This window comes from Romboutsia sp. D33t1_170424_H2 (assembly GCF_015669105.1).
GTDB classification, from domain to species: Bacteria; Bacillota; Clostridia; order Peptostreptococcales; family Peptostreptococcaceae; genus Romboutsia_C; species Romboutsia_C hominis.
The window spans coordinates 23,897-44,607 of the sequence record NZ_JADOZQ010000013.1; the positions used below are offsets into that span (position 1 = coordinate 23,897).

Consider the following 20,711-nt stretch of genomic DNA (forward strand, 5'->3'; position numbering starts at 1 on the left):
CAAAAGTACAACACTATCTTTTTTAATTATTGATAATTTAATTTTATTTATCATTAAATGATACAACACTAAATATGTTTAAAATATATTCTTTTTATATTATATCTATAATTTTAGTAGCTATTTTCTCTCCAAAACATTTATCATGCTCTACAAAAAGCATAGTAGGTTTTTCTTCAAGAATCATATTTTCTATTTGTATACGCGAAATTACATCAATAAAATTAAGGGGTTCGTCCCAAATATAAAGTTGAGATTTTTCACATAAACTTGCAGCAATAAGTAATTTTTTCTTTTGACCTTCACTCCACTGTTCTATATTCTTTTCAAATTGAATATTTGTAACACCTACTTGATTCAAGCTACTTTTTAAATGCTGTATATTTATTCTTTTTTCTGCTGAAAACTCTTCAATTTTTCCTTTTAAAAAATTTGTTTCTTGAGAAACATATGATATCTTACTTACTTTTTCTACATAGCCTGTATAATTAATTTCTTCTCCCATTAATAGCTTTATTAAACTTGATTTACCACACCCATTTTTACCTCTTATCCAAATACGATCTCCTGGTTTAATTTTAAAACTTATTGGTTTTTTTAATATTTCCTTTTGATATACTATTTGTAAGTCTACTACCTCTAACAACTTATCTGAGTTTGTCTCTATATTCCCTATTTTGAGTTTTTCTACCTGTTCTATATTTTTTAGCAATTTAGATTTTTCCTCTATAGCTTTATTTTGACGCTTTTCTAAGCATTTAGCTCTTTTCATCATCTTTGATGCTTTATGCCCAATATATCCTCTATCTACAGGACCACCTCCTATTTTAGTGGACTCTAATTTATCAGACCAACTAGATTTTTGTTTAGCTGCTATTTTAAGTCTTTTAATGTTTTTAAGTAATTTTTCATTTTCTGATTTTTCAAACTCATCTCGCCTATCATTATTTACTTGCCATGTAGTGTAATTACCTTTTTGGATATCTATATTACTTTTATTAATAGATAAAACATGATTAATTACTTCATCTAAAAAGTTTCTATCATGTGAAACTAATATAAATCCCTTCTTCTTATTTAAATATTTTGCTACACATTCTCTACCTTCTGAATCTAAATGGTTAGTAGGTTCATCAATAAGTAAAAAGTTATTTTTTCTAAGAAATAATGCTGATAATAATAGTTTTGTACGCTCACCAGAACTTAATGTTTTAAAATTTCTATCTAGTATTTCTGGTCCTAATCCTATTTTTCTTACTTCTTTTTCTATCATTTCATTAATAATATATCCATCATAGCTTATAAATTTATCTAACACTTCTCCATATTCTTTTATATATTTAATATCACCTGAATATTCTTTTAGTTCTTTTTCCCATTTAGTGAACGGTGCTATTGCTTCTCTCATAACTTCTAAAGCTACTTGATTGTCATTCTCTACATTCATAGGAAAATAATCAAAGCTTACTGGACTTATTATTTGCCCACTATATTTATATTCTCCTTTTAATAATTTTAAAAAAGTTGTTTTCCCTCGACCATTTCTACCTATTAATCCTAACTTCCAGTCTGTATCTATATTTATGGATACATTTTTAAATATATCATCTCCATGGTTATCATATTGAAAACTTAAATTATTTATTTTAATTTGTGCCATAATTGTCCTCTCCTTTGTTGAGGAAATAAAAAAACTTCCTCAACTTAAATAGTCTTTTTTACTACTTAAAAGATAAGAAAGTTATTATATTTAAATATTATGACATGCAAATAAAAGCAATGATTGCTTTTATTTGAGTAATTTAGTTATAACATTTAATCTTATTCTTAACTTTAAGTAGTTTATAGGGTAGCTTAATAAAACATCTATTTTTGATGTTTTAAAACCTAATTAAACTATATTATTGTTATTTTGAATAAGATTAATTGTTCATTTTATCTAATCACCTCTATATGTATTTTGTATTATTATAATATTATAGTAACTTAATTTCAAGTGCTTACATTAGATCAAGAGATTTCATGAATTTAATTTTTTAAGATAATTTAAGTTAAAAAGGGATATGTCTTAAGACATATCCCTTTTTATAACTATAAACTAGTTATCTTTTATTTTCTATTATATTTGATATAATACCTTTACATCTTCCACATCCAGTACCTGCTTTAGTAACTTCTCCAACTTTTTCAACAGTGTCAGCTCCATTTTTTACTGCTTCTACGATTGTATCTATTGATACATTCTTACATTTACATGCATTTTTTATAAGAGCCTCTACTTCCTTAAGCTCTTCTTCGTTTTCAATATTTATATCAGACATCTTTTTAAGCTCTTCAATAGTTCTAGCTCCCTGTGCTTGAGCCTTTCTAACTTGTAAATATTTATCCATATCTAGTTTCATATGTATTTCTCCTAACCTTTAAATTTATTTATTAATATATTAACTTTATAATTATTTAATATTATAATTACATTATATTTATATCCAATATTAATATATAATAAACAAGTTTTATTGAGTAAAGTAAACTACATTTTCTAAATTAAAGTTTATTTTTACATTTTGGTTAACTTCATAAAAATGCTTATTTGAACTAACCTTGAGTATAAAGTCTTTTATATCTATTTCATAAATTGTATTTTCACCTAAATATGTTTTCTTTTTAATTTTTCCTATAACTCCATTTGGATAATTTTCATTATTAATTTCTATATTTTCTTTAGATATCATAAGTTCTACATTATCTAAACTTTCATTTTTATCAATATCTAAGCTTAGCTTAACATATTCATTTTCAAATAATCCATTATATATTTTCCCACTTATATAATTTCTTTCTCCAAATATATTCGCAACTACTTTACTATTTGGTTTTTCATATAAGTTTTTTGGAGTATCAAATTGTTTTATTTCTCCATTTACCATAACTGCTATTTTATCACTCATCATCAAAGCTTCTTCTTTATCATGAGTTACTAGTATTGTAGTTATTTTTAATTTTTTTTGTAAATTTAATACAAACTCTCTCATTTCTTGTCTTAAGTTTATATCTAAATTTGAAAAAGGTTCATCTAAAAGCAGCACCTTTGGATTTATCGCTAAACTTCTTGCTATGGCTACTCTTTGTTTTTGACCTCCCGAAATTTGTGATGGGTACTTTTTTTCGTATCCATTAAGTTTTACTAAGTCTATTAATTCTTGTACTTTTTTATTACGTTCGCATTTTTTAATTTTTTTCATTTTAAGTCCAAACTCGATATTTTCAAATACATTCATATGAGGAAATAAAAAATAATCTTGAAATACTATGGCTACGTCTCGTTTTCCTGTGGGTATATTTTTTATACTATTTCCATCAAATAATATATCTCCTTTATCAAAATCAAGTATTCCTGCTATTATCTTTAATGTAGTGCTTTTACCACATCCTGATGGTCCTAGTAAAGAAATTATTTCGCCTTCATTTATTGATAAATTTATACTTTTTAACACATTTATATTATTAAAACTTTTATTTAAGTTAACTATTTTAACACTTGACATTGTATTCTCCTTAAATTGGTTTATCCTAAAAAGTAATTGTTTTTATTATTTAAATAATACTTTTTTATTTTTCCTTCTACAAGTATTAGTACTACTATACTTACAATTAAAAATACTAGACTGTATAGTGCTGCTACTGTTCTATCTCCGCTTTGTATATATGGAAACATAACCATAGGATATGTAATTATATTACCTCCTCCTATTAGCATAGTTAAGAAGTATTGACTAAATGAAATTATAAAACACATACTAGATGCACCTATTACTCCTGGAAATATTAAAGGTAATGTTATGTATCTAAATGTGTTTATTGAATTTGCTCCTAAAAGCTTTGCTTGTATTTCTAATTTTTCTCCTACTAAATTATATATATCCGCTATCATTTTTACTGCATAAGGAATACAAGGAAGTATATTTATTATTATTACTCCTATTATATTATTTGCTAGACCATTTCTTAAAAAAGTAATGTGAACCCCCATAGCTATAGATATCATAGGTACAATTATTGGTGATAGCACTAAAATTTCAAATAATTTTTTTCCTCTAAATTCATATATTGATATAGCCTTAGCTGCTGGTATGCTTATTATAATTGTTATTAATATCACTATTATTGATATTAATATACTGTTAATTAATATTTTTATATTATAAGTATTTAATATATATTCAAACCCTCTTAAAGAATAGTCTGTAGGTATTAACTTTGGATAAGTCCACCTACTAGTTATTGTCCATATTAATAGTATTGAAATTGGTATTATAAGTACTATTAATAATATATCTAAAATTATTTTTTTACTTTTCATAATCTCACCTATAATTTATACTTATACATTTTTGAAAAAATTTTGTTATATATTATTAATAAAACAAAACTTATGCCTGATAATATAATATTTATAACCATAGATAATGCCTTTTGGTTAAAATCTGTACTTACATAATTAGTGTAAGCTAATACTGATAATGCTTTAGGTGTACTTGGCCCTATTAAAAATGGTACTTCATATGACCCAAAAGCAAAAGCAAATAGTATTATGAATGAAGATATTATAGATGGCATAGCAAGTGGTAAAGTTATGTATCTAAAACTTTGTAGTTTGCTAGCACCCAAATTTAGTGCTACTTTTTCTAGCTTCTCATTTATATTTCTTAGTATATTATAAGTTGTTATTACTACAAAGGGTATCCCTTTGTATAAATATACAAGTATTATTCCTATACCATTTTTATCAGATATTAAATTTATAAATTGTGATGAATCAGATATTATACCTAAATTATATAAAATTCTTGATATTATTCCAGATTGAGAAAATATTGTTACCATAAAAAATACTACTACTATATGTGGAATTATTATTGGCAAGTTTAACACGGTATTTCTAAAATTTGAGTACTTATCTTGAGTTAACAAATAGGCTAATAAAACACCAAGTATTACAGATATCAAGCTTGATATTAAGGATGTATTTAAACTAAATAGAAGAGACTTCAAAAAAGAAGTCTCTCTTAAAATCTCTTTGTAATAACTAAAATTTATTTCATTAAAACCTATTTGTGGAAAATATCCTAAACTTTGTAATAGACAATTTATTATTCCATACCCCATTATAAATAACAAAAGTATAGCTGTTGGTGCTATGAGTATATATGGTTTTATTTTATTGTTCACTTTCTAGAACCTCTTTTGTCCATATTTTTTCTATTATTGGAACAAGCTCTGCTCTTAATTCTGGAACAGCATTTTCTATTACTATCATTTCATCACTAAATTTACTTTTTTCATTTTTAGGTATTTTGTTCATATCTAATATTGTTGAGTCTCCCCAATTTTTACTAAATGTTTTAGAACCTTGTGCATCTATACTCATTAAGTAATCTATTAAAACCATAGCACCAGCTTGATTTTGACTATTAAATGGTACTGTTAAGAAATGAGTATTGCTTATATTTCCTTTTTCAAATTCTATTATCTTAGTATTAGGACTAAACTCTTTACTTTCTATTTTAGATGGTATTACATTTGGTGAATATGTCATTGTAAAGTAAACTTCTTCATCTGAATACATATTATCTAATTGTGAAGTTGTTGAAGGATAAGTTTTACCTTTATTCCATAAGTATGGTTTTATTTCTTTTAAATAGTTAATAGCAGGTTGGATTACTTCTTTTACCTTTGTTTCATCTACTGGTAAATCTTTTACATTTTCATATCCTACTATATCGTATATTACGTTTCTTACAAAAGCACTACCTGTAAAGTCAGGAGGTGCTGGGTATGTAAATTTACCTGGATTTTTCATTATTACTTCTTTTAAATCATTAGTGTTTTTAATTTCTTTATCCACTTTAGAAGCATTTTCTATTATTGTAAATTGTGCTTTACCCCAAGGTGCTTCCATATTATCTACTTTTGTTCCAAAGTCTGTAGTTATATCTTTTGAAGTTGTATCTACATATTTATTAAAGTTTGGAAGTTTTTCAGTAAATTTTCCTAATAGTAAATTACTATCTTTTGCAGTTTTAAAGTTTTCTCCATTTATCCAAACTACATCCATATTTCCTTTTAAATTGTTTGCTTGTTTATCTGATAATAAACTGTTTAATATTTCATCTATATTCATACCTACTCTTTTTACAGTTATATCATACTTTTCTTTCATCTGAGGTATTATGTAAGTATCAAACCATTTATTCATTACTTCGTTACCACCATAACCATAGAAATTAACAGTAGTCCCTTTAGCTTCTTCTAATAATTGTTCATATTTTTTATCTGAAACATTTACTTCTTTTGGTTTTGTAGATGGTTTTGAACATCCAATTAAACTTATAGTCATAATTATACTTAAAGCACCTATTATCTTTCTTTTAAATTTCATATTTATCTCCTTTTGTATTATTTTATTTTTTATCAATATTATCTTATGTTATATATCTATTTTTTATTTTTTATATGTATTTAAAAAATTCGATTCGCTCATGTTACTCAAACGACTTCGTCCGCTAATCAAAAATTCTTTTTTGAGCTACTGTGTAGGCGAATACCTTTACTTTTTCCAAATATGTTACTATAACTTTAATTCATAGATTAACAACAATTTACAATCAAATAAATTCCCTTGGTAAATAAAAAAGTATTGATGAGTTCATCAATACCTTTTTGTTGATATATAGAATATAATTATTTTTAATTCTTATAAAGATACTTAGCATACCATTTATTTTTAATTCTTATACCAAATAACTCCTATAAAAGTCTTAATAATCTGTATTAATGTCATTAACCCAAACATAACGCTTATATAATAAAATGCTCTTATTTCTTCTGCTGAATATATCAATATAAATCCTATAAAGAAAAGTACAAGTATAACCATAGTAATACTCATAGTAGTTACTATTTTTTTTAACCTTACTTTTCTTTTCATGTATAGTATTAATACTAATAGCATTAATGTTATCAATGCTATTATGGCAATATATTGTATAGTTTGAATAGGATATTTATCTTCCCAAACATAATTTTTATGTACGACATGTCGTAACATTCCCATCTTTTTGTGTGTAAAATAGTTCACCATATACGCTCCAACTAAGAGCAAAATTTCTAGTGTTGTAGTCAGTACATAAAAAATCTTTTTTATTTTTTCCATATAAATATCAACCTCATTATCTGTAATTTAAAATAATCACTACAATTAGTTTAGTGATTATTTTAAATTATTTATTTTGCAGCTTTGTTTGTTGGTAGTTTACCCACTATAGTATATTCACAATTACCACTATTTGGATCTCCTACTTGTACAGGAAGATTATTATGCATTTGCCATTCATTCCATCCACCATCATAAACAGTCATCTTATCCCATCCTGCATCATAAGCAATTAACCAAGGAACTGATGCTCTCCAACCTGTTCCACAGTAAAATGAAAGTTCATTGTTTTTATTTATATCAGAATCTGACCATAACTTTTCCATTTCTTCAGCAGTTATAACAGTTCCATCTTTATGTGTATAATCTTCCATATTGTATGGATTGCTTCCTGCATGTCCCCAAACTGCGCCTTTAGGCTCACCAGCTCTATCAATATAAGTGTATCCACTTGTTTTACCATCAAATTCATCTTTACTTCTTATACTTACTAGACGGAAGTTTTGGTCATTTTTTAATTTATCTTGAACTTGTTCTATAGACATCCAATATTCTGGATGTGCTGGAACAGTTGTTCCAAAGTCTTTTGCTGGTGTTGCTTTTTCTACTTCAGTTTCTGTTTGATACCCTGCTTTTTTCCATGCATCAAGTCCACCATCTAGAACTTTTACATTATCAACACCTGCCCAAAGATATGCATATGCTACTCTACTTACTGCTGAAATATCTGTTCCATATAAAATAACAGTTTTATCTTTTGTAACTCCTAAATCTAACATACCTTTTTCAACTACCTTAGGATCTGATATATTCCAAATCGGCTCTGATTCAACACTTGAAGTATCCACATGTAAAGCTCCTGGAAGATGTCCTTTTGTATAAGTTGGGCTGTCTTTATAAGTTCCCCACGAAACTTCTAATATAGTATAATTTTTAGACTCTGGTTGATTTCCATCTATTACACTTTGTACCCACTTAGGTGATACAAAGACTTTTTGTGTATCTACCTTTTCTGCCTTTACATCTGATTTCGTTTCTGTTGTTTTTTGAGAATCATTCGAAGGACTACTACATCCTACCGCCATTGTGGCTACCATTGTAATACCAACTAGTGCACTAATTAATTTTCTTTTCATAATTGTCCTCCGTTACTTTTTATCATTTTCTTAAAATGAGAGTGTTTATAGCTACCCTTAATATCACCCTTAATATCACCCTTAATTATTTAAACCCATAGAAAAATTGCTACCTTAAAAACAAATCTAAAAGATTTGAATTTACTGAAATTTGACCTCGATAATTTTATCATAATTCATATAAATCTCCAATATTTATACAAAATTTAAATACTTAACATTGGTATTATTTATTTTTTCTATACGTTAATATACAACATTTAAATTCTCTAATTTATATCTATATAAACAATAGCATCTTTAAATATCTTAGGATTATCATCAATATATATACAAGGTATTACACTAATCTTTTTTTCATTTCCTTTTAGTTCAAATTCATCACCTATATATAAATTACCATCAATTAACTCTCCTCCAGTTCCAGGTCCATGTATTAATTCATTATTATTTTCGTCCTTTGCGATTAATACTGGTTCTCTTCTTTTATTAACACTAAGTTCTGTGTATAAGTCATAATTATATTTAATCTTAACAGATACAGGAGATACCCTAATTTCCTCTATAGTGAAATTTCCTTTATATACATTTTCATCTATTTTAAAAGTTTTATTTATTTTATGTACTTTAGTATCATTTAATATATTTGATGCATTTATTATAGTATTAAATTCCCAATTGCCCCTAATAGCTTCAAATTCTTCATTTCTATAGTTATGCATTTCATTAAAAATAATCTTTAAGTCATAGTCTTTGTTTCCTTCTATCTTATCTAATATTTCATAAGGAGTGTCAGATGCACCATCTCCATCAGTATCTATTGATAGTAAACTAGTTTTAAACAATATATTCCCTTTTTTTTCTCCTATTACTTTTTCAACTTCACAAGAATTACTCTGTCCCTCAAATACAAGGTCATCAATAATAATTGTTGGATATAATGGTGATAAAGTTTCTATATTTAAATTATCATTAAAATTGGAATAATCAACACTCATACTAATTATTAGCTGTCTATCATCTAACATAACTTCACCTAGACTAATTTTTAGCCCATTAGATTCAATAGTTTGATTCCCTTCAAACTTGTACTTATCAAATTCATTTTCTTCTCTTCCTAGTAAAACTTCTATTTGTTTTGTTATATTCTCTATATAAGCCCATGTAGTTTTACTATTTAATGCCATAGTTCCTAAAAGAATGATGCTTGATCCAGCTATTATAAGCTTTTTCTTTTTTAATTTTATTTTTTGTTTATCCTTTAAAGCCTTATTTATAACAACCTCTATAGAAGAATCAAAGTTATCTGGTATCTTTATATTATCTAATTTGCTCATTTATTTCCCCTCCATTAATATCTTATATAATTTCTTTTTTCCTCTTTTTATGTAAGTTTTAATAGTATTTTCATTGCATTCAAGTACGTCTGCTATTTCCTTTATAGTCATATCTTGAAAGTATTGAAGTATTATAGGAGTTTTAAATTTTTCTTCTAATATATCTATAGCATTATATAAATCTATTTTCTCTTCCAATTTCTCATATGATATATCCTCAACTTCTTCTAATGCTTTTATGTCATATATAACCTTACTTTGACTTCTATTTCTATCATTTACATTATTGATAAGTATTCTTGTAATCCAAGTTTTAAAGTATTTTGGATTTTTTAATTTATGTATATTTATAATTGCTTTATATACTGTTTCTTGGCATACTTCTACTGCCTCTTCTTCATCTTTTATATACAAAAAAGCTGTTTTATATAAGTATTCTTTGTTTTCATTTATAATTGCATTAATTGAATCTTTGTCTCCCTTTATAGCTTTTTTTATTATATCCTCATCACTAACTTTATTTTTACTCCTTCTTAACATTAATAATTGTCCCATATCCCTCTCCTTTTGTTTGTATTACATTCATTAGACGCAATAGATATATAATAAGTTTCACTTAAATTAAATTATTTTTTAATTAATAAAAGCCATGTGTATAGAATAGACTTCCATACTCATGGCTTTTATTAATATTTAGCATTTTATATAAGTTATTTTATTTAGCAATTTTAATCTATGCAATAACTTTTTCAGTTTTTTCTTCTAAACACACTCTTGGCACAAGTAAGCATACTATCATACAGCATATCCCACTTAATATAAATGGTAATTTATTACCTATATCAAATATAAATCCAGATGCTAAAGATCCTACAATCATACCAATAGCTTTGTATGATCCTTGTATACCCATTATTTCACCATAATTTTCTTTTGCAAGTTTTGATACTATACTTTGTTGTATAGGAGTAACTAAAGCACTACTTCCAACGAATACCATTATAAACATAAAGCTAATTAATATGTTGTTAAATAATGATGCTAATATCATACTTATTCCAGCTATCATACAAGCTACTATTAAAGTGTATTTTTCATTATATTTTTTACTTAGATATGGATTTATACATAAGTTCATAATTAAAGCTACAACCCCAGCAAATGCCATAACAATACCATTAACTGTAGTTGGCATATTTAACACTGATTCTATATAATAGTTTATAGTCGAATTATATGAAGTTGTTGCTATAGTTATTAAAGTCATAACTATCATCATAATACTTACAGTAGGATTTAATGAAGTTGACTTACTTCCTTTTTTAAGATGTTTAGTATAAATCTCTATTTTACCAAGCTTTTTATCAATAGTTTCATCTAAAACAAAGTATATAACTCCTGCAACTAATAAACATAATATAAACTGAGTAAAAAATGCAAATTTATAACCTAAATTTCCACTAAATCCACCCATAAGAGCTCCAACAGAACTTGCTATTGATGTAGTTGCTGTATGATATGACATATATTTTGTTCTTTCTTCTTTCGAAGATATATCACTAACATAAGCTATACAAGTAGTTATAAATGCTACTGACATAGCTCCACCAGTTATTCTAAACATAAGTATAAGTGGTGTACTTTCTATAAATCCAAATCCTAGTTGGCTAATACCATAACCAATTACCCCAATAACTAAAAATCTCTTTCTTCCTCTTTGGTCAGACAAACTTCCCCATATAGGTGACATTACAAAATGAGATACTGCCATAGTTGAGTATAGTACACCAAACATATATGTAGGTAGGCTTAGTGCGTTTATAAGAGATGGTGTTACAGGATGTGCCATATTAAAGGTCGCCATGGTTATAAAATTTATAAATAATATCTTTCTCATTTTTATCTTGTCCATATTTACTCCTTAAGTTTTTATTTTAAACCTTAATTATTATATCATAAAAATATTTATATAACATAAAAAATTCACTTCACTTTATCAATGTAATTTATATAGTCAACTACATATTCCGTTATCAAAAAATTATTTTTACTTAAGTAAATATTTTGCTATAACTTTAACCTATAGATCTTTTACTATTTCTAAATAAGTGCAATATCTTAATAATTAAAAAAGCACAGATTACCATCTGCGCTCTTTTATACATCTCTTTTATATTAAATTTTACTTATAATATATTCTTTCCAATCTCCATGAGGTATCTCAATTAATTTATCTTCTGAATTATTTAAAGCTTTTGTATTATATTCATAGTAATATGCTATTTCTTTTATTCCATCTTTTAGAATAACTTCTATTTCTTTCCTTAAATACTCACAATTTATATTATTATCTTCACTATAGTTTTCTAAATCATCTAATTCTTTTAGGCTTTTATCAAAGTCTTTAAGCTCCATTAGCTCACCTATAATAGTACCATCCCCTGGTACAACAGCTGGATATCCCTTATTATCTAAATGAAATAAATTTCCATTTATTGTTGCTTTACAAGTTTTTGATACCTTACCTTTTAGAAGTTTTTCATAATTGAACATATCACTTCTTAAACTACCATATACAAATATTTTATCTATTAACATATTTCTCCACCTACAGCTTTTATATCTTTATCATATAATGTACATGCCTCTATTGCTAATTCTAGACCCTTTACTATTTCTTCTAAAGACATATATGGAGTATTTTTCTTGTCTATAACTTGAGAAGTCATATATGGTATATGTATAAACCCACCTTTTATATTTGGATATTTCTTATCTATCATGTACATTATTCCATACATTACATGATTGCATACAAATGTACCAGCTGTATTTGATACTGTAGCAGGTATTTTATTTTCATTCATATGTTTAACCATAGCTTTTATTGGCAAGTTTGAAAAATATGCAGCTTGTCCATCTTCTTCTATTATCTCATCTGTTGGTTGATTTCCTTCATTGTCCTTTATTCTAAAATCATCCATATTTATAGCAACTCTTTCAGGAGTTATATCATATCTTCCTCCAGCTTGTCCTATAGATATAACTATGTCTGGATTGTGTTTTTCTATAGCTTCTTCTATAGCTTTTACTGATTTATGTCTAACTGTTGGTATCGTTAACTTTATAACGGTAGCTCCATTTATATTTTCTTTTACCATTTTTACAGCTTCCTCAGCTGGGTTTACTTTTTCTCCACCAAATGGATCAAATCCTGTTAATAAAACTTTCATACTCACCGTCTCCTATCTTTATATTAATTCTTTACTTCAAATTAAAATGCTAAGAAGTACATTGCAAATATATGAATTACTAATAATATTATAGCTACTGGTGCTTGATACTTTATAACATCATATTGCTTTTTCATATCAAGTAATGCTGCTGGTACTATGTTAAAGTTTGCAGCCATTGGAGTTAACAGTGTACCACAATATCCTGCTGTTAGTGCAAGGGCACCAACTATAGCCGGATCTGCTCCTTGACTTAATACAAATGGAACACCTATACCTGCTGTTATAACTGCAAATGCAGCAAATGCATTTCCCATTATCATAGTGAATATTGCCATTCCTAGTACATATGCCACTACTCCAAAGAATCTACTATCTGCTGGAACTACTCCAGATATTATATTAGATATAACTTCACCTACTCCAGCTTGAGTAAATAATGCACCTAATGCAACTAAAAGTTGTGGTAACATACTTGCAGGACCCATATGTTGTAAAAGTCTTGCACTATCTGTTACTGTTGTAGATGGTTTTGCTTTTGTTAATATAAATGCTGCTATTAATGCAACTACCGAACCAGCTCCTATTGCAAATTGCGATGAACTACCAAAGTCTTTTAAAGCCATTGCAACTAAAACTGCTACAAGTGCTAATACTAATGATGGCATAAATATTTTATTACCAAGTTTTTCTGACTGCTTTTGTCCAAATTCTTCACTTGGAGTTTCATATTTAGCAAATACAACTTGCTTTGTAAGTGTTAGTAAACTTGAAGCTACTAATATTAGCCCTATTACATTTGATGGTATCAATTTCCCAAATATAAATGGTATAGATATTAATACCCAAAATAAAGCTGTTCCAAATCTTTTATTGCTATCTATTGTTTTATACGATTTTATCGCTATAACTATCATTAAAATCCCCATAAGGGCGTAAAAAATTTCTAAAGATATATTTATAAAATTTTGCACTTAATTTTCCTCCTTATTTAATTATTTTGTCTGTATTTTTTATTTAGTTTTCTATCAAATAAGTAGTTTTGAAGTGCAGATACTAAAAATGCAACTACAGCCATTATTATACTAGCTTTAACAATTTCTAATTCTGTAACATTAAACCCTTGTTCTGATAAAGTTGACGCTATAAGTAATACTCCACTACTTCCTGCAAATAAGTTTTGTCCATAGAAGTTACCATAGTTTTCCGAAGCAGCTGATAATGCTTTTATAGCCTCTTCATCTTCTTCATTTATTTTATTGTTTTTGTTTATAGCAGCAGCTTGAGCCATTGGGTTTACTAAAGGTCTAACAAATTGAGGATGACCACTCATTCTTATTGATAAAGCACCTGCTATTTGTCTTGCAAACATATATATGCTTAGTACTCCTCCAGCTGTAATTTTTCCAATCTTTTCTATTAAATATATAGCCCTTTGCTTTAGCCCGTATCTTTCTAATATACCTATTACTGGTAATGTTAATATAAACAGTGATACTGCTCTGTTAGCTACAAAGGAATCTCCTAATATAGTTAGTATTTGGTTTATATCTAACCCAGATACTAGTCCTGTAACAATTCCTGCTACTAATACGGTAAATAGTGTTTCTATTTTGAATAAAAATCCAATTACAACTATCAAAACACCTATTAGTTTTATCATTTTTATTCCTCCCTAATTATCTAATTTAAATTTTCAGAAATTTAATTTTTTTCATAAATTTCATATTTTTCAATTTTATTAAATTATACAATATAAAACATTTTCTTACAATATTTTTATTTATATTTTTAATATTTTAATTTTGAAAATATTTTTTATATAAATATTTAAATAAAAAAACCTATAACGATAAACATAAATTTAAATATGTTTACTTATAGGTTTTTTTATTTATGTTAATTATTTTAATTAATCAATACTTTTTATAGCTTTATCTGCAAAGTCAGTAGTTACTATGTCACTATATAGAGGTTTTTTATCTAACTCACCAGCTTCAGTCATAACTTCCATTAGTTTATTTAAACTTTCTTCTTTTAATGTAGGTTCTTGACACCATGCATCTATTTCTTTATATCTATCAGCAACTGATATTAAATCATCTAAGCTCATATCATCAAAGAATGGTTGCATAGCTTTAGCAATCTCTTCTGATGATGCACTTTGAACCCATAATTGTCCTTTATATACTGCATTAGTAAATCTTTGTATTAAATCTTTATTTTCGCTCATAAAAGACTTAGTAGCACAATATGCAGTATATGGAATTTCACCAGAATCTTGACCTACTGATGCTACTATATAACCAGTGCCTTCTTTTTCCATAGCTGTACCTGTTGGCTCAAAAGCAGTTGTAAAATCAGCTTCTCCACCAACAAAAGCTCCAGTCATTACTCCAAACTGTACATCTGTTCTTACATTTACTTCACCAGCTTTTGTATTTTCACCTATTGTAAGTCCATTTTGTTTTAATACATATTCTAGTGTCATTAAAGGTACGCCACCTTTTCTTCCACCTAGTATTTCTTTTCCTTTTAAATCTTCATATTTAAAATCTGGCATTTCTTCTCTAGCAATTATAAAACTTCCATCTCTTTTAGTAAGTTGTGCAAAATTTATTGCATAGTTTTCTTCTCCTTGATTATAAACATAAATAGATGCTTCAGGTCCCATAAGACCTATTTGTGCTTCTCCAGATATTAATGCTGCCATAGTTTTATCTGCTCCTTGAGCATTTATAAGGTCTATGTCTATACCTTCTTCTTCAAAGAATCCTTGAGTTATAGCTGCATATTGAGGTGCATAAAATACTGAATGAGCAACCTCAGCTATTGTTACTTTATCTAGCTTTTTCTCATCAGTTTTTCCTCCTTCACTAACATCTTGGCTGCAACCTGTTATGCATAATAAACCAACTGCTAATGAACTTATAAGTGTAACAGCTTTTTTAAACATAATATCCCCCCATGTTGAGATTTAACTACTGATATATAATATTATTTCTTCATTAAAATTGTTACATTCTAATAAATCAACCTCACTTAAGGGATTTATTTTTAATACTTATTTACAATAAATTTTTTATTTAATGCATCTGTAATATAATTAATTCCTATGCCATTAATCATTTGAGTAAAACTTTCATATTTATCATAAATATCTTTATAAAAATCTACTAAAATTTCTATAACTTCAAGTAGTTCCTTTTGTGTACTTACTTCAACTATTAATTCGCTCTTTATATATATCCTATAATTTGGTTTATCTCTTTCTATTATTTTAAAATAACATCTTTTAATGCATTCTCCACATCCTATACATTTTTCTTTATCTATACAAACATCCTTACAAATTCTTTGCATTGCCCTACTTTTGCAATTTCTTATAGATGGACACGTTTTGCAGTAAAAGCACATACCTTTATGCATACTTACACCTTTCTTTATTAATATAGCTAAGTCATATTCATTAATATCAAAATTATCACTACAAGATTCACTTATACTTATGTTTATTCTATGGTTTAGCTTTATTTTCTTAGTACTTTTATCAATATATTTATATATTTTATTAGCTAAATTAACATCTTCACTCACAGAATATATATATATATTGTTAGTACAATACATAAAGGACTTTATATGTTGGTTGTATATTTTTAATTTATTATGTTCTTTTATATGCATAGCTTTATCATTATTCATAAAATACTCCCTTTAATATAGATTATTTATGATTATTAACTTTAAATTCTTTCAGTATAAAGTATATTTTTATTATTTTGTAATTATGTGCTTATATTTTTAAATAAGATATTATTGTTCTTAAAATTTAAATTAATTTAGAAAGTGTGTTGTAAAATAATTTATATCCATTTTAAAATTTTTTTATATGAATATTTATCTATATATGTATTAATACTAATTATAAGAATATAATAAGTTGGATGTGTTAATATCTAACTTTGAATTACGAGGTGCTTATTATGAGATTATCTTTTAAATCATCTAAAAAAAGTAGTGTATTAAACCTACTAAACTTCAATGAGTTTACTTATGATAATGATGTTTTATCATATGATGATGAATACTTTGAAGAATATGACTACTATACAAATAGTATTCCTAACACAAATTATGGATTTGAAAAAGATGATATCTTGTATTATTGATATAAAAAGGACTAGGATTACCTAGCCCTTTTCTTATGCATTTTCAAAAGTATATATAGCATCTATCCTAGCTGTATATATAGATGAATTAGTACAACCTACATACTTTGCATATTTTTCTATTTTTTCCTTATCTATTTCAAGATTATAAGAATGTTCTTTTAATAACTTTTTAACATAATTATCCATTAAATAATCTTTATAATCACTTATGTCATACCCTAAGTAAATTGTTAATCGTTCTATTTCTTTATTAAAATCTCCATCTTCTTTTATTAAAAACTTATATACCTCTTCTCTATATGGATTTAAATGTATTATTTGTTTAACTATTTGAGCTTCATCTAATCTAGTTATAAATCCATCTTTGTAATTATTAAATAGTGCATTAGATTTTTGCTTGCTTTCTTCATCTATAAAAAAGCCAATATTATCTACTTTATTTTCTACAAGTGCATCTACAACTGCCATATGTATGTTAAAGCAATCATTATATAAATGATGAGATAATGATTCTAGTGTTGATTTAGCTTCATTATTTTTAAAGTTGTTTCTCTTACCTTTACTTTTAAATAAATTATTGCACATTCTTTCATAGTTTAAGTATTTTTCACAATAACTTTTTTTAAATACATCTATGTCTATTGTTATTACATCAAAGCTTATTATAGTTTCTATAGCCTTTTTTAGACCTTCTTCTATATGTTTAAAACCATCATTTTTGCAGTACTCTTGAAGATTATTTATATTTTGAATATGTTTAATTCCTTCATTATAAAAACTTTCACTAACTTCTATAGCATATAGCTTAAATAATCGTCTTATCTTATTGTAATTATCCATTTTTTCATCAAACTCTACAACTGCCCCATTTATATCAAATGTAACCATTTAATTTCCTCCTATCAATATAAAACCTTCTATACTTCTAATATTTGATTTTAAAATTTATTTTCCTTTTAAATACGTAATTTGTCTAACGTTTTATTTTTTCTATTTAAATATATGGTATTATTTTATATTAATAAGAGGTCTTTGGTAAAATTTTGATAGCATTATATACAAAATTCGATTTTTTTTAAAACCATTAATAATATTTTTCAAAAACATAAAAAATGAATTATCTTATGCATTAGATAATTCACTCTTTTTACTTAATACTATTTATATAATATTAATCATCCCTGCTAAAATAGGTAAAAATACTGCTATAAGTAAATTAGCTACCTTTATATTAGTAACCTTTAACATATTAAGTCCAAGACCTATTATAAGTAAACTACCTATGGCAGTCATAGAATTTATAACAGGGGTTGAAAGTATTCCCGACAAACTAGATGAAAGTATTGTTATAATACCTTGATATAAAAATACAGATACTGCTGAAAATAAAACACCTATACCAAGAGTTGATGTAAATATAATAGCACTAACACCATCTAATATAGACTTAGCAAATAATGTTTCGTGATTTCCACTTAGTCCACTTTGAAGACTACCAACTATAGCCATAGCTCCAACGCAAAACAATAAACTAGCAGACACAAATCCTTCTGATATAGATACAGCTTCTTTTTCTTTATCTTTATTAAACTTTACTTCTAAATAATCCCCTAATTTATTTAGCCATTTGTCTATATCTATAATCTCTCCTAATAAAGCACCTAAAGCTATACACACTATAGTCAAAAGTGTATTTTCTCCTTTAAAGGAACCCTCGATACCTATGTATACAACACAAAGTGCTAAACCATTCATTACAGTTGTACTTATTTTTTCACTTAGTCTTCCCTTGACAATAATTCCTATTATACAACCTAAAACAATAGATATACTATTTACAATAGTTCCTATCATAATATCCCCCCGGTGTTTTAATCTTTAAATTTATCCCTTAAATAATATTATTTAAACTTCTACAGGTATTAAATCATATCCCATACTATGCACAAACTTTTCAAGACCCTCTAAGGATAAGTTAACCATCTTTGTATTTATATTAGGATGAAAGTTTAAGTTTTGTCCATCTAATACATCTTTATCTATACATAAGGTTACTTTTTTCTCTTCATCATTTATTATAGAAAATGGATTAACACTACCTGGCGTAAGCTTTAATGTATCATATAGTCTTTCTGCTGATGCAAAAGATAATCTAGTACTCCCTAATTGTTCTTTTAATATCTTTAAGTCTGCTTTTTTATCATCTCTAACTACTACTAGATAATATCTATCTCCTCTAGAATTTTTTAAAAATAAATTTTTACAGTGATTTCCCTTAGCCACATCTTTTATAATTTCTAACTGCTCTGCTGTATATATCGGTTCATGTTCAAATACTTCATACTCAACATTTAAATCATCTAATATTTGATATACTTTAGTCTCTATGTTCATATATTTCTCCTTATATCTTTTGTGATTATATATTTATATTTAATTATACTAAATATTATTAATTTCTTGTAAGTACTTTAATGGATTTCTAGAAAAATCTTGAAAAGAGCCTTCTGTATATATCACATCTTTTCCTAAAAATCTTTTATATCTTTCTTCTTCCTTTCTCATAGAGTAATCTTTTTTCCCTTCATGATTATTAAGTACCATAATCTTTAAAGGAGATTTTTTTCTACTCCCTTGAACTCTTTTTAACATATACTTTATATGTATATCAGAGTCAGGAAAAGAATATCCACAAAATACAAGTATATCTGCATTTCTTAAATTCTTTTCTACTTCTCTCCAAACATTAGATATATAAACATTTGACATATCTTTAAAATATGTAGGTGGTATTATTATAGGTATAGTAGTTTCACCACACTCTAAGCATTTAGCATCTTCTATATTATACAATAATCTCATAACCCCTCCTTCATAAGGAGTTAATGTTAAACTGTTGCATATAGGACAATATAGCCAGTTTAGCGATCCATGTATTTTATATAACTTTATAGTTTTTCCAAATGGTTTTCTCCATCCATCTTTTACATAAAAATTAGTAAAATCAACTCCATAATCTAGCATTATATGATTTTTTTCTTCACTATATAAAGATGCTATAGTGTTATCTACATGTATATCATAGTTTGCACTTATAAATGTTGTATTTTCTATTAAATTTGCTTTAGATAGATTATCTACTAGTAGCTTATGGTATTTGTTATTTCTATTTTCACTTTCATGTATTGCCTTTGCCATTAATAAAATTAAGTATTGTCTTAAAAATCTTATACTATCACTTTTATTTCTTAAATTTTCCATTCCAAAGTTTTTAAAAGCTTCTCCTCTTTTTTCTGCTAAATCAAGAAGTCCTAACACTTCTTCAAAGGTTGGGAAGTTTACTTTATCCATATCATCTTTTGTTATGTCTATATCAAACATTTGTTTAAAGAACTTATATAGTTCTTTATTCATGTCACTTTCAAAATCATTCTCTTCTAAACTTTTAAAGTAATCTACAAAAAGGTCACTTTGTATTGGTAAATTTTCAGCAGCAGATGCTCCTGCTCCAAGGAATATGCTTATGTTCATTTTATCCTCCATTGCTAATTTAAATTACTTTATTTATTATATTAAATTTTTTAAAATTTATAATTTATCATAAATTTTCTTAATAT

22 protein-coding genes are annotated in these 20,711 nt (G+C 26.3%); 1 reads left to right on the forward strand and 21 read right to left on the reverse strand.

Going from position 1 to position 20,711, the window contains the following annotated elements:
* Positions 1-94 precede the first annotated feature (94 nt).
* The 17 genes from abc-f to I4U66_RS12270 all read right to left on the reverse strand — a co-directional run bounded on the left by abc-f (position 95) and on the right by I4U66_RS12270 (position 16,624).
* The gene (gene abc-f / locus I4U66_RS12190) at positions 95-1,660 is read right to left on the reverse strand and encodes a ribosomal protection-like ABC-F family protein (RefSeq protein ID WP_195929013.1); all 1,566 of its coding nucleotides are present in this window, start codon (positions 1,658-1,660) and stop codon (positions 95-97) included.
* Between the two features lie 442 nt (positions 1,661-2,102).
* On the reverse strand, positions 2,103-2,402 hold the full coding sequence (locus I4U66_RS12195; protein WP_092925629.1) for a (2Fe-2S)-binding protein: 300 nt from the start codon (positions 2,400-2,402) through the stop codon (positions 2,103-2,105).
* A gap of 111 nt (positions 2,403-2,513) precedes the next feature.
* Positions 2,514-3,545 carry an ABC transporter ATP-binding protein gene (locus I4U66_RS12200; RefSeq protein WP_092925627.1) on the reverse strand — a complete coding sequence of 344 codons (1,032 nt, stop codon included), beginning with the start codon at positions 3,543-3,545 and terminating at the stop codon, positions 2,514-2,516.
* Positions 3,546-3,565: 20 nt separating this feature from the next.
* Positions 3,566-4,360 (reverse strand): ABC transporter permease, encoded by a 795-nt coding sequence (locus I4U66_RS12205; RefSeq protein ID WP_092925626.1) that lies wholly within the window; start codon positions 4,358-4,360, stop codon positions 3,566-3,568.
* A gap of 8 nt (positions 4,361-4,368) precedes the next feature.
* Positions 4,369-5,229, reverse strand: a complete 861-nt coding sequence (locus I4U66_RS12210; protein WP_092925624.1) for an ABC transporter permease — start codon at positions 5,227-5,229, stop codon at positions 4,369-4,371.
* Positions 5,219-6,439 (reverse strand): ABC transporter substrate-binding protein, encoded by a 1,221-nt coding sequence (locus I4U66_RS12215; protein ID WP_195581134.1) that lies wholly within the window; start codon positions 6,437-6,439, stop codon positions 5,219-5,221. Before I4U66_RS12215 ends, I4U66_RS12210 begins: the two co-directional genes overlap by 11 nt.
* A 345-nt stretch (positions 6,440-6,784) precedes the next feature.
* A complete protein-coding gene (locus I4U66_RS12220) occupies positions 6,785-7,213 on the reverse strand; it encodes a hypothetical protein (protein ID WP_195581135.1) in 429 nt (142 codons plus the stop codon).
* 71 nt (positions 7,214-7,284) lie between these two features.
* Positions 7,285-8,349, reverse strand: a complete 1,065-nt coding sequence (locus tag I4U66_RS12225; RefSeq protein WP_195581136.1) for a sulfurtransferase — start codon at positions 8,347-8,349, stop codon at positions 7,285-7,287.
* A gap of 269 nt (positions 8,350-8,618) precedes the next feature.
* Positions 8,619-9,686, reverse strand: a complete 1,068-nt coding sequence (locus I4U66_RS12230; protein ID WP_092925615.1) for a DUF4179 domain-containing protein — start codon at positions 9,684-9,686, stop codon at positions 8,619-8,621.
* Complete coding sequence (locus tag I4U66_RS12235; protein WP_092925613.1) at positions 9,687-10,241, reverse strand: sigma-70 family RNA polymerase sigma factor; 555 nt, start codon at positions 10,239-10,241, stop codon at positions 9,687-9,689.
* A gap of 178 nt (positions 10,242-10,419) precedes the next feature.
* A complete protein-coding gene (locus I4U66_RS12240; protein WP_092925611.1) occupies positions 10,420-11,598 on the reverse strand; it encodes an MFS transporter in 1,179 nt (392 codons plus the stop codon).
* A gap of 263 nt (positions 11,599-11,861) precedes the next feature.
* Positions 11,862-12,284 carry a gamma-glutamylcyclotransferase family protein gene (locus I4U66_RS12245; RefSeq protein WP_092925609.1) on the reverse strand — a complete coding sequence of 141 codons (423 nt, stop codon included), beginning with the start codon at positions 12,282-12,284 and terminating at the stop codon, positions 11,862-11,864.
* The gene (gene pcp / locus I4U66_RS12250; protein ID WP_092925607.1) at positions 12,278-12,919 is read right to left on the reverse strand and encodes a pyroglutamyl-peptidase I; all 642 of its coding nucleotides are present in this window, start codon (positions 12,917-12,919) and stop codon (positions 12,278-12,280) included. The genes I4U66_RS12245 and pcp overlap by 7 nt, the downstream gene beginning before the upstream one ends.
* 41 nt (positions 12,920-12,960) lie before the next feature.
* Positions 12,961-13,893: a DUF979 domain-containing protein gene (locus I4U66_RS12255; protein ID WP_092925605.1), complete on the reverse strand. Its 933-nt coding sequence runs from the start codon at positions 13,891-13,893 to the stop codon at positions 12,961-12,963.
* 17 nt (positions 13,894-13,910) lie between these two features.
* Positions 13,911-14,582 carry a DUF969 domain-containing protein gene (locus I4U66_RS12260; RefSeq protein WP_092925603.1) on the reverse strand — a complete coding sequence of 224 codons (672 nt, stop codon included), beginning with the start codon at positions 14,580-14,582 and terminating at the stop codon, positions 13,911-13,913.
* A gap of 249 nt (positions 14,583-14,831) precedes the next feature.
* A complete protein-coding gene (locus I4U66_RS12265; RefSeq protein ID WP_092925601.1) occupies positions 14,832-15,875 on the reverse strand; it encodes an ABC transporter substrate-binding protein in 1,044 nt (347 codons plus the stop codon).
* Between the two features lie 101 nt (positions 15,876-15,976).
* Positions 15,977-16,624: a hypothetical protein gene (locus tag I4U66_RS12270; protein WP_195581141.1), complete on the reverse strand. Its 648-nt coding sequence runs from the start codon at positions 16,622-16,624 to the stop codon at positions 15,977-15,979.
* Positions 16,625-16,905: 281 nt separating this feature from the next.
* Between I4U66_RS12270 and I4U66_RS12275 the strand changes: the two genes are divergently transcribed.
* The gene (locus tag I4U66_RS12275) at positions 16,906-17,091 is read left to right on the forward strand and encodes a hypothetical protein (RefSeq protein WP_092925597.1); all 186 of its coding nucleotides are present in this window, start codon (positions 16,906-16,908) and stop codon (positions 17,089-17,091) included.
* A gap of 33 nt (positions 17,092-17,124) precedes the next feature.
* Here I4U66_RS12275 and I4U66_RS12280 read toward each other — a convergent pair whose 3' ends face one another.
* The 4 genes from I4U66_RS12280 to I4U66_RS12295 form a co-directional block, all read right to left on the reverse strand.
* Positions 17,125-17,982, reverse strand: coding sequence for a kinase (locus I4U66_RS12280; protein ID WP_092925595.1), 858 nt, complete (start codon positions 17,980-17,982; stop codon positions 17,125-17,127).
* A gap of 273 nt (positions 17,983-18,255) precedes the next feature.
* Positions 18,256-18,948 carry a DUF554 domain-containing protein gene (locus I4U66_RS12285; RefSeq protein ID WP_195929015.1) on the reverse strand — a complete coding sequence of 231 codons (693 nt, stop codon included), beginning with the start codon at positions 18,946-18,948 and terminating at the stop codon, positions 18,256-18,258.
* 51 nt (positions 18,949-18,999) lie between these two features.
* Entirely contained in the window at positions 19,000-19,488 is a 489-nt protein-coding gene (locus I4U66_RS12290; RefSeq protein ID WP_092925591.1) for a prolyl-tRNA synthetase associated domain-containing protein, read from the reverse strand.
* Positions 19,489-19,536: 48 nt separating this feature from the next.
* Positions 19,537-20,625 (reverse strand): SIR2 family protein, encoded by a 1,089-nt coding sequence (locus tag I4U66_RS12295; RefSeq protein ID WP_195929017.1) that lies wholly within the window; start codon positions 20,623-20,625, stop codon positions 19,537-19,539.
* Positions 20,626-20,711: the final 86 nt, after the last annotated feature.

What these genes read in the sequence shown, in the direction of transcription:
- I4U66_RS12290 (WP_092925591.1), bottom strand. Translation starts at nt 19,488, where the DNA reads ATGAACATAGAGACTAAAGTATATCAAATATTAGATGATTTAAATGTT.
- I4U66_RS12225 (WP_195581136.1), bottom strand. Translation starts at nt 8,349, where the DNA reads ATGAAAAGAAAATTAATTAGTGCACTAGTTGGTATTACAATGGTAGCC.
- I4U66_RS12215 (WP_195581134.1), bottom strand. Translation starts at nt 6,439, where the DNA reads ATGAAATTTAAAAGAAAGATAATAGGTGCTTTAAGTATAATTATGACT.
- I4U66_RS12205 (WP_092925626.1), bottom strand. Translation starts at nt 4,360, where the DNA reads ATGAAAAGTAAAAAAATAATTTTAGATATATTATTAATAGTACTTATA.
- I4U66_RS12220 (WP_195581135.1), bottom strand. Translation starts at nt 7,213, where the DNA reads ATGGAAAAAATAAAAAAGATTTTTTATGTACTGACTACAACACTAGAA.
- I4U66_RS12240 (WP_092925611.1), bottom strand. Translation starts at nt 11,598, where the DNA reads ATGGACAAGATAAAAATGAGAAAGATATTATTTATAAATTTTATAACC.
- abc-f (WP_195929013.1), bottom strand. Translation starts at nt 1,660, where the DNA reads ATGGCACAAATTAAAATAAATAATTTAAGTTTTCAATATGATAACCAT.
- I4U66_RS12235 (WP_092925613.1), bottom strand. Translation starts at nt 10,241, where the DNA reads ATGGGACAATTATTAATGTTAAGAAGGAGTAAAAATAAAGTTAGTGAT.
- I4U66_RS12275 (WP_092925597.1), top strand. Translation starts at nt 16,906, where the DNA reads ATGAGATTATCTTTTAAATCATCTAAAAAAAGTAGTGTATTAAACCTA.
- I4U66_RS12280 (WP_092925595.1), bottom strand. Translation starts at nt 17,982, where the DNA reads ATGGTTACATTTGATATAAATGGGGCAGTTGTAGAGTTTGATGAAAAA.
- I4U66_RS12295 (WP_195929017.1), bottom strand. Translation starts at nt 20,625, where the DNA reads ATGAACATAAGCATATTCCTTGGAGCAGGAGCATCTGCTGCTGAAAAT.
- I4U66_RS12265 (WP_092925601.1), bottom strand. Translation starts at nt 15,875, where the DNA reads ATGTTTAAAAAAGCTGTTACACTTATAAGTTCATTAGCAGTTGGTTTA.
- pcp (WP_092925607.1), bottom strand. Translation starts at nt 12,919, where the DNA reads ATGAAAGTTTTATTAACAGGATTTGATCCATTTGGTGGAGAAAAAGTA.
- I4U66_RS12260 (WP_092925603.1), bottom strand. Translation starts at nt 14,582, where the DNA reads ATGATAAAACTAATAGGTGTTTTGATAGTTGTAATTGGATTTTTATTC.
- I4U66_RS12270 (WP_195581141.1), bottom strand. Translation starts at nt 16,624, where the DNA reads ATGAATAATGATAAAGCTATGCATATAAAAGAACATAATAAATTAAAA.
- I4U66_RS12200 (WP_092925627.1), bottom strand. Translation starts at nt 3,545, where the DNA reads ATGTCAAGTGTTAAAATAGTTAACTTAAATAAAAGTTTTAATAATATA.
- I4U66_RS12195 (WP_092925629.1), bottom strand. Translation starts at nt 2,402, where the DNA reads ATGAAACTAGATATGGATAAATATTTACAAGTTAGAAAGGCTCAAGCA.
- I4U66_RS12230 (WP_092925615.1), bottom strand. Translation starts at nt 9,686, where the DNA reads ATGAGCAAATTAGATAATATAAAGATACCAGATAACTTTGATTCTTCT.
- I4U66_RS12285 (WP_195929015.1), bottom strand. Translation starts at nt 18,948, where the DNA reads ATGATAGGAACTATTGTAAATAGTATATCTATTGTTTTAGGTTGTATA.
- I4U66_RS12245 (WP_092925609.1), bottom strand. Translation starts at nt 12,284, where the DNA reads ATGTTAATAGATAAAATATTTGTATATGGTAGTTTAAGAAGTGATATG.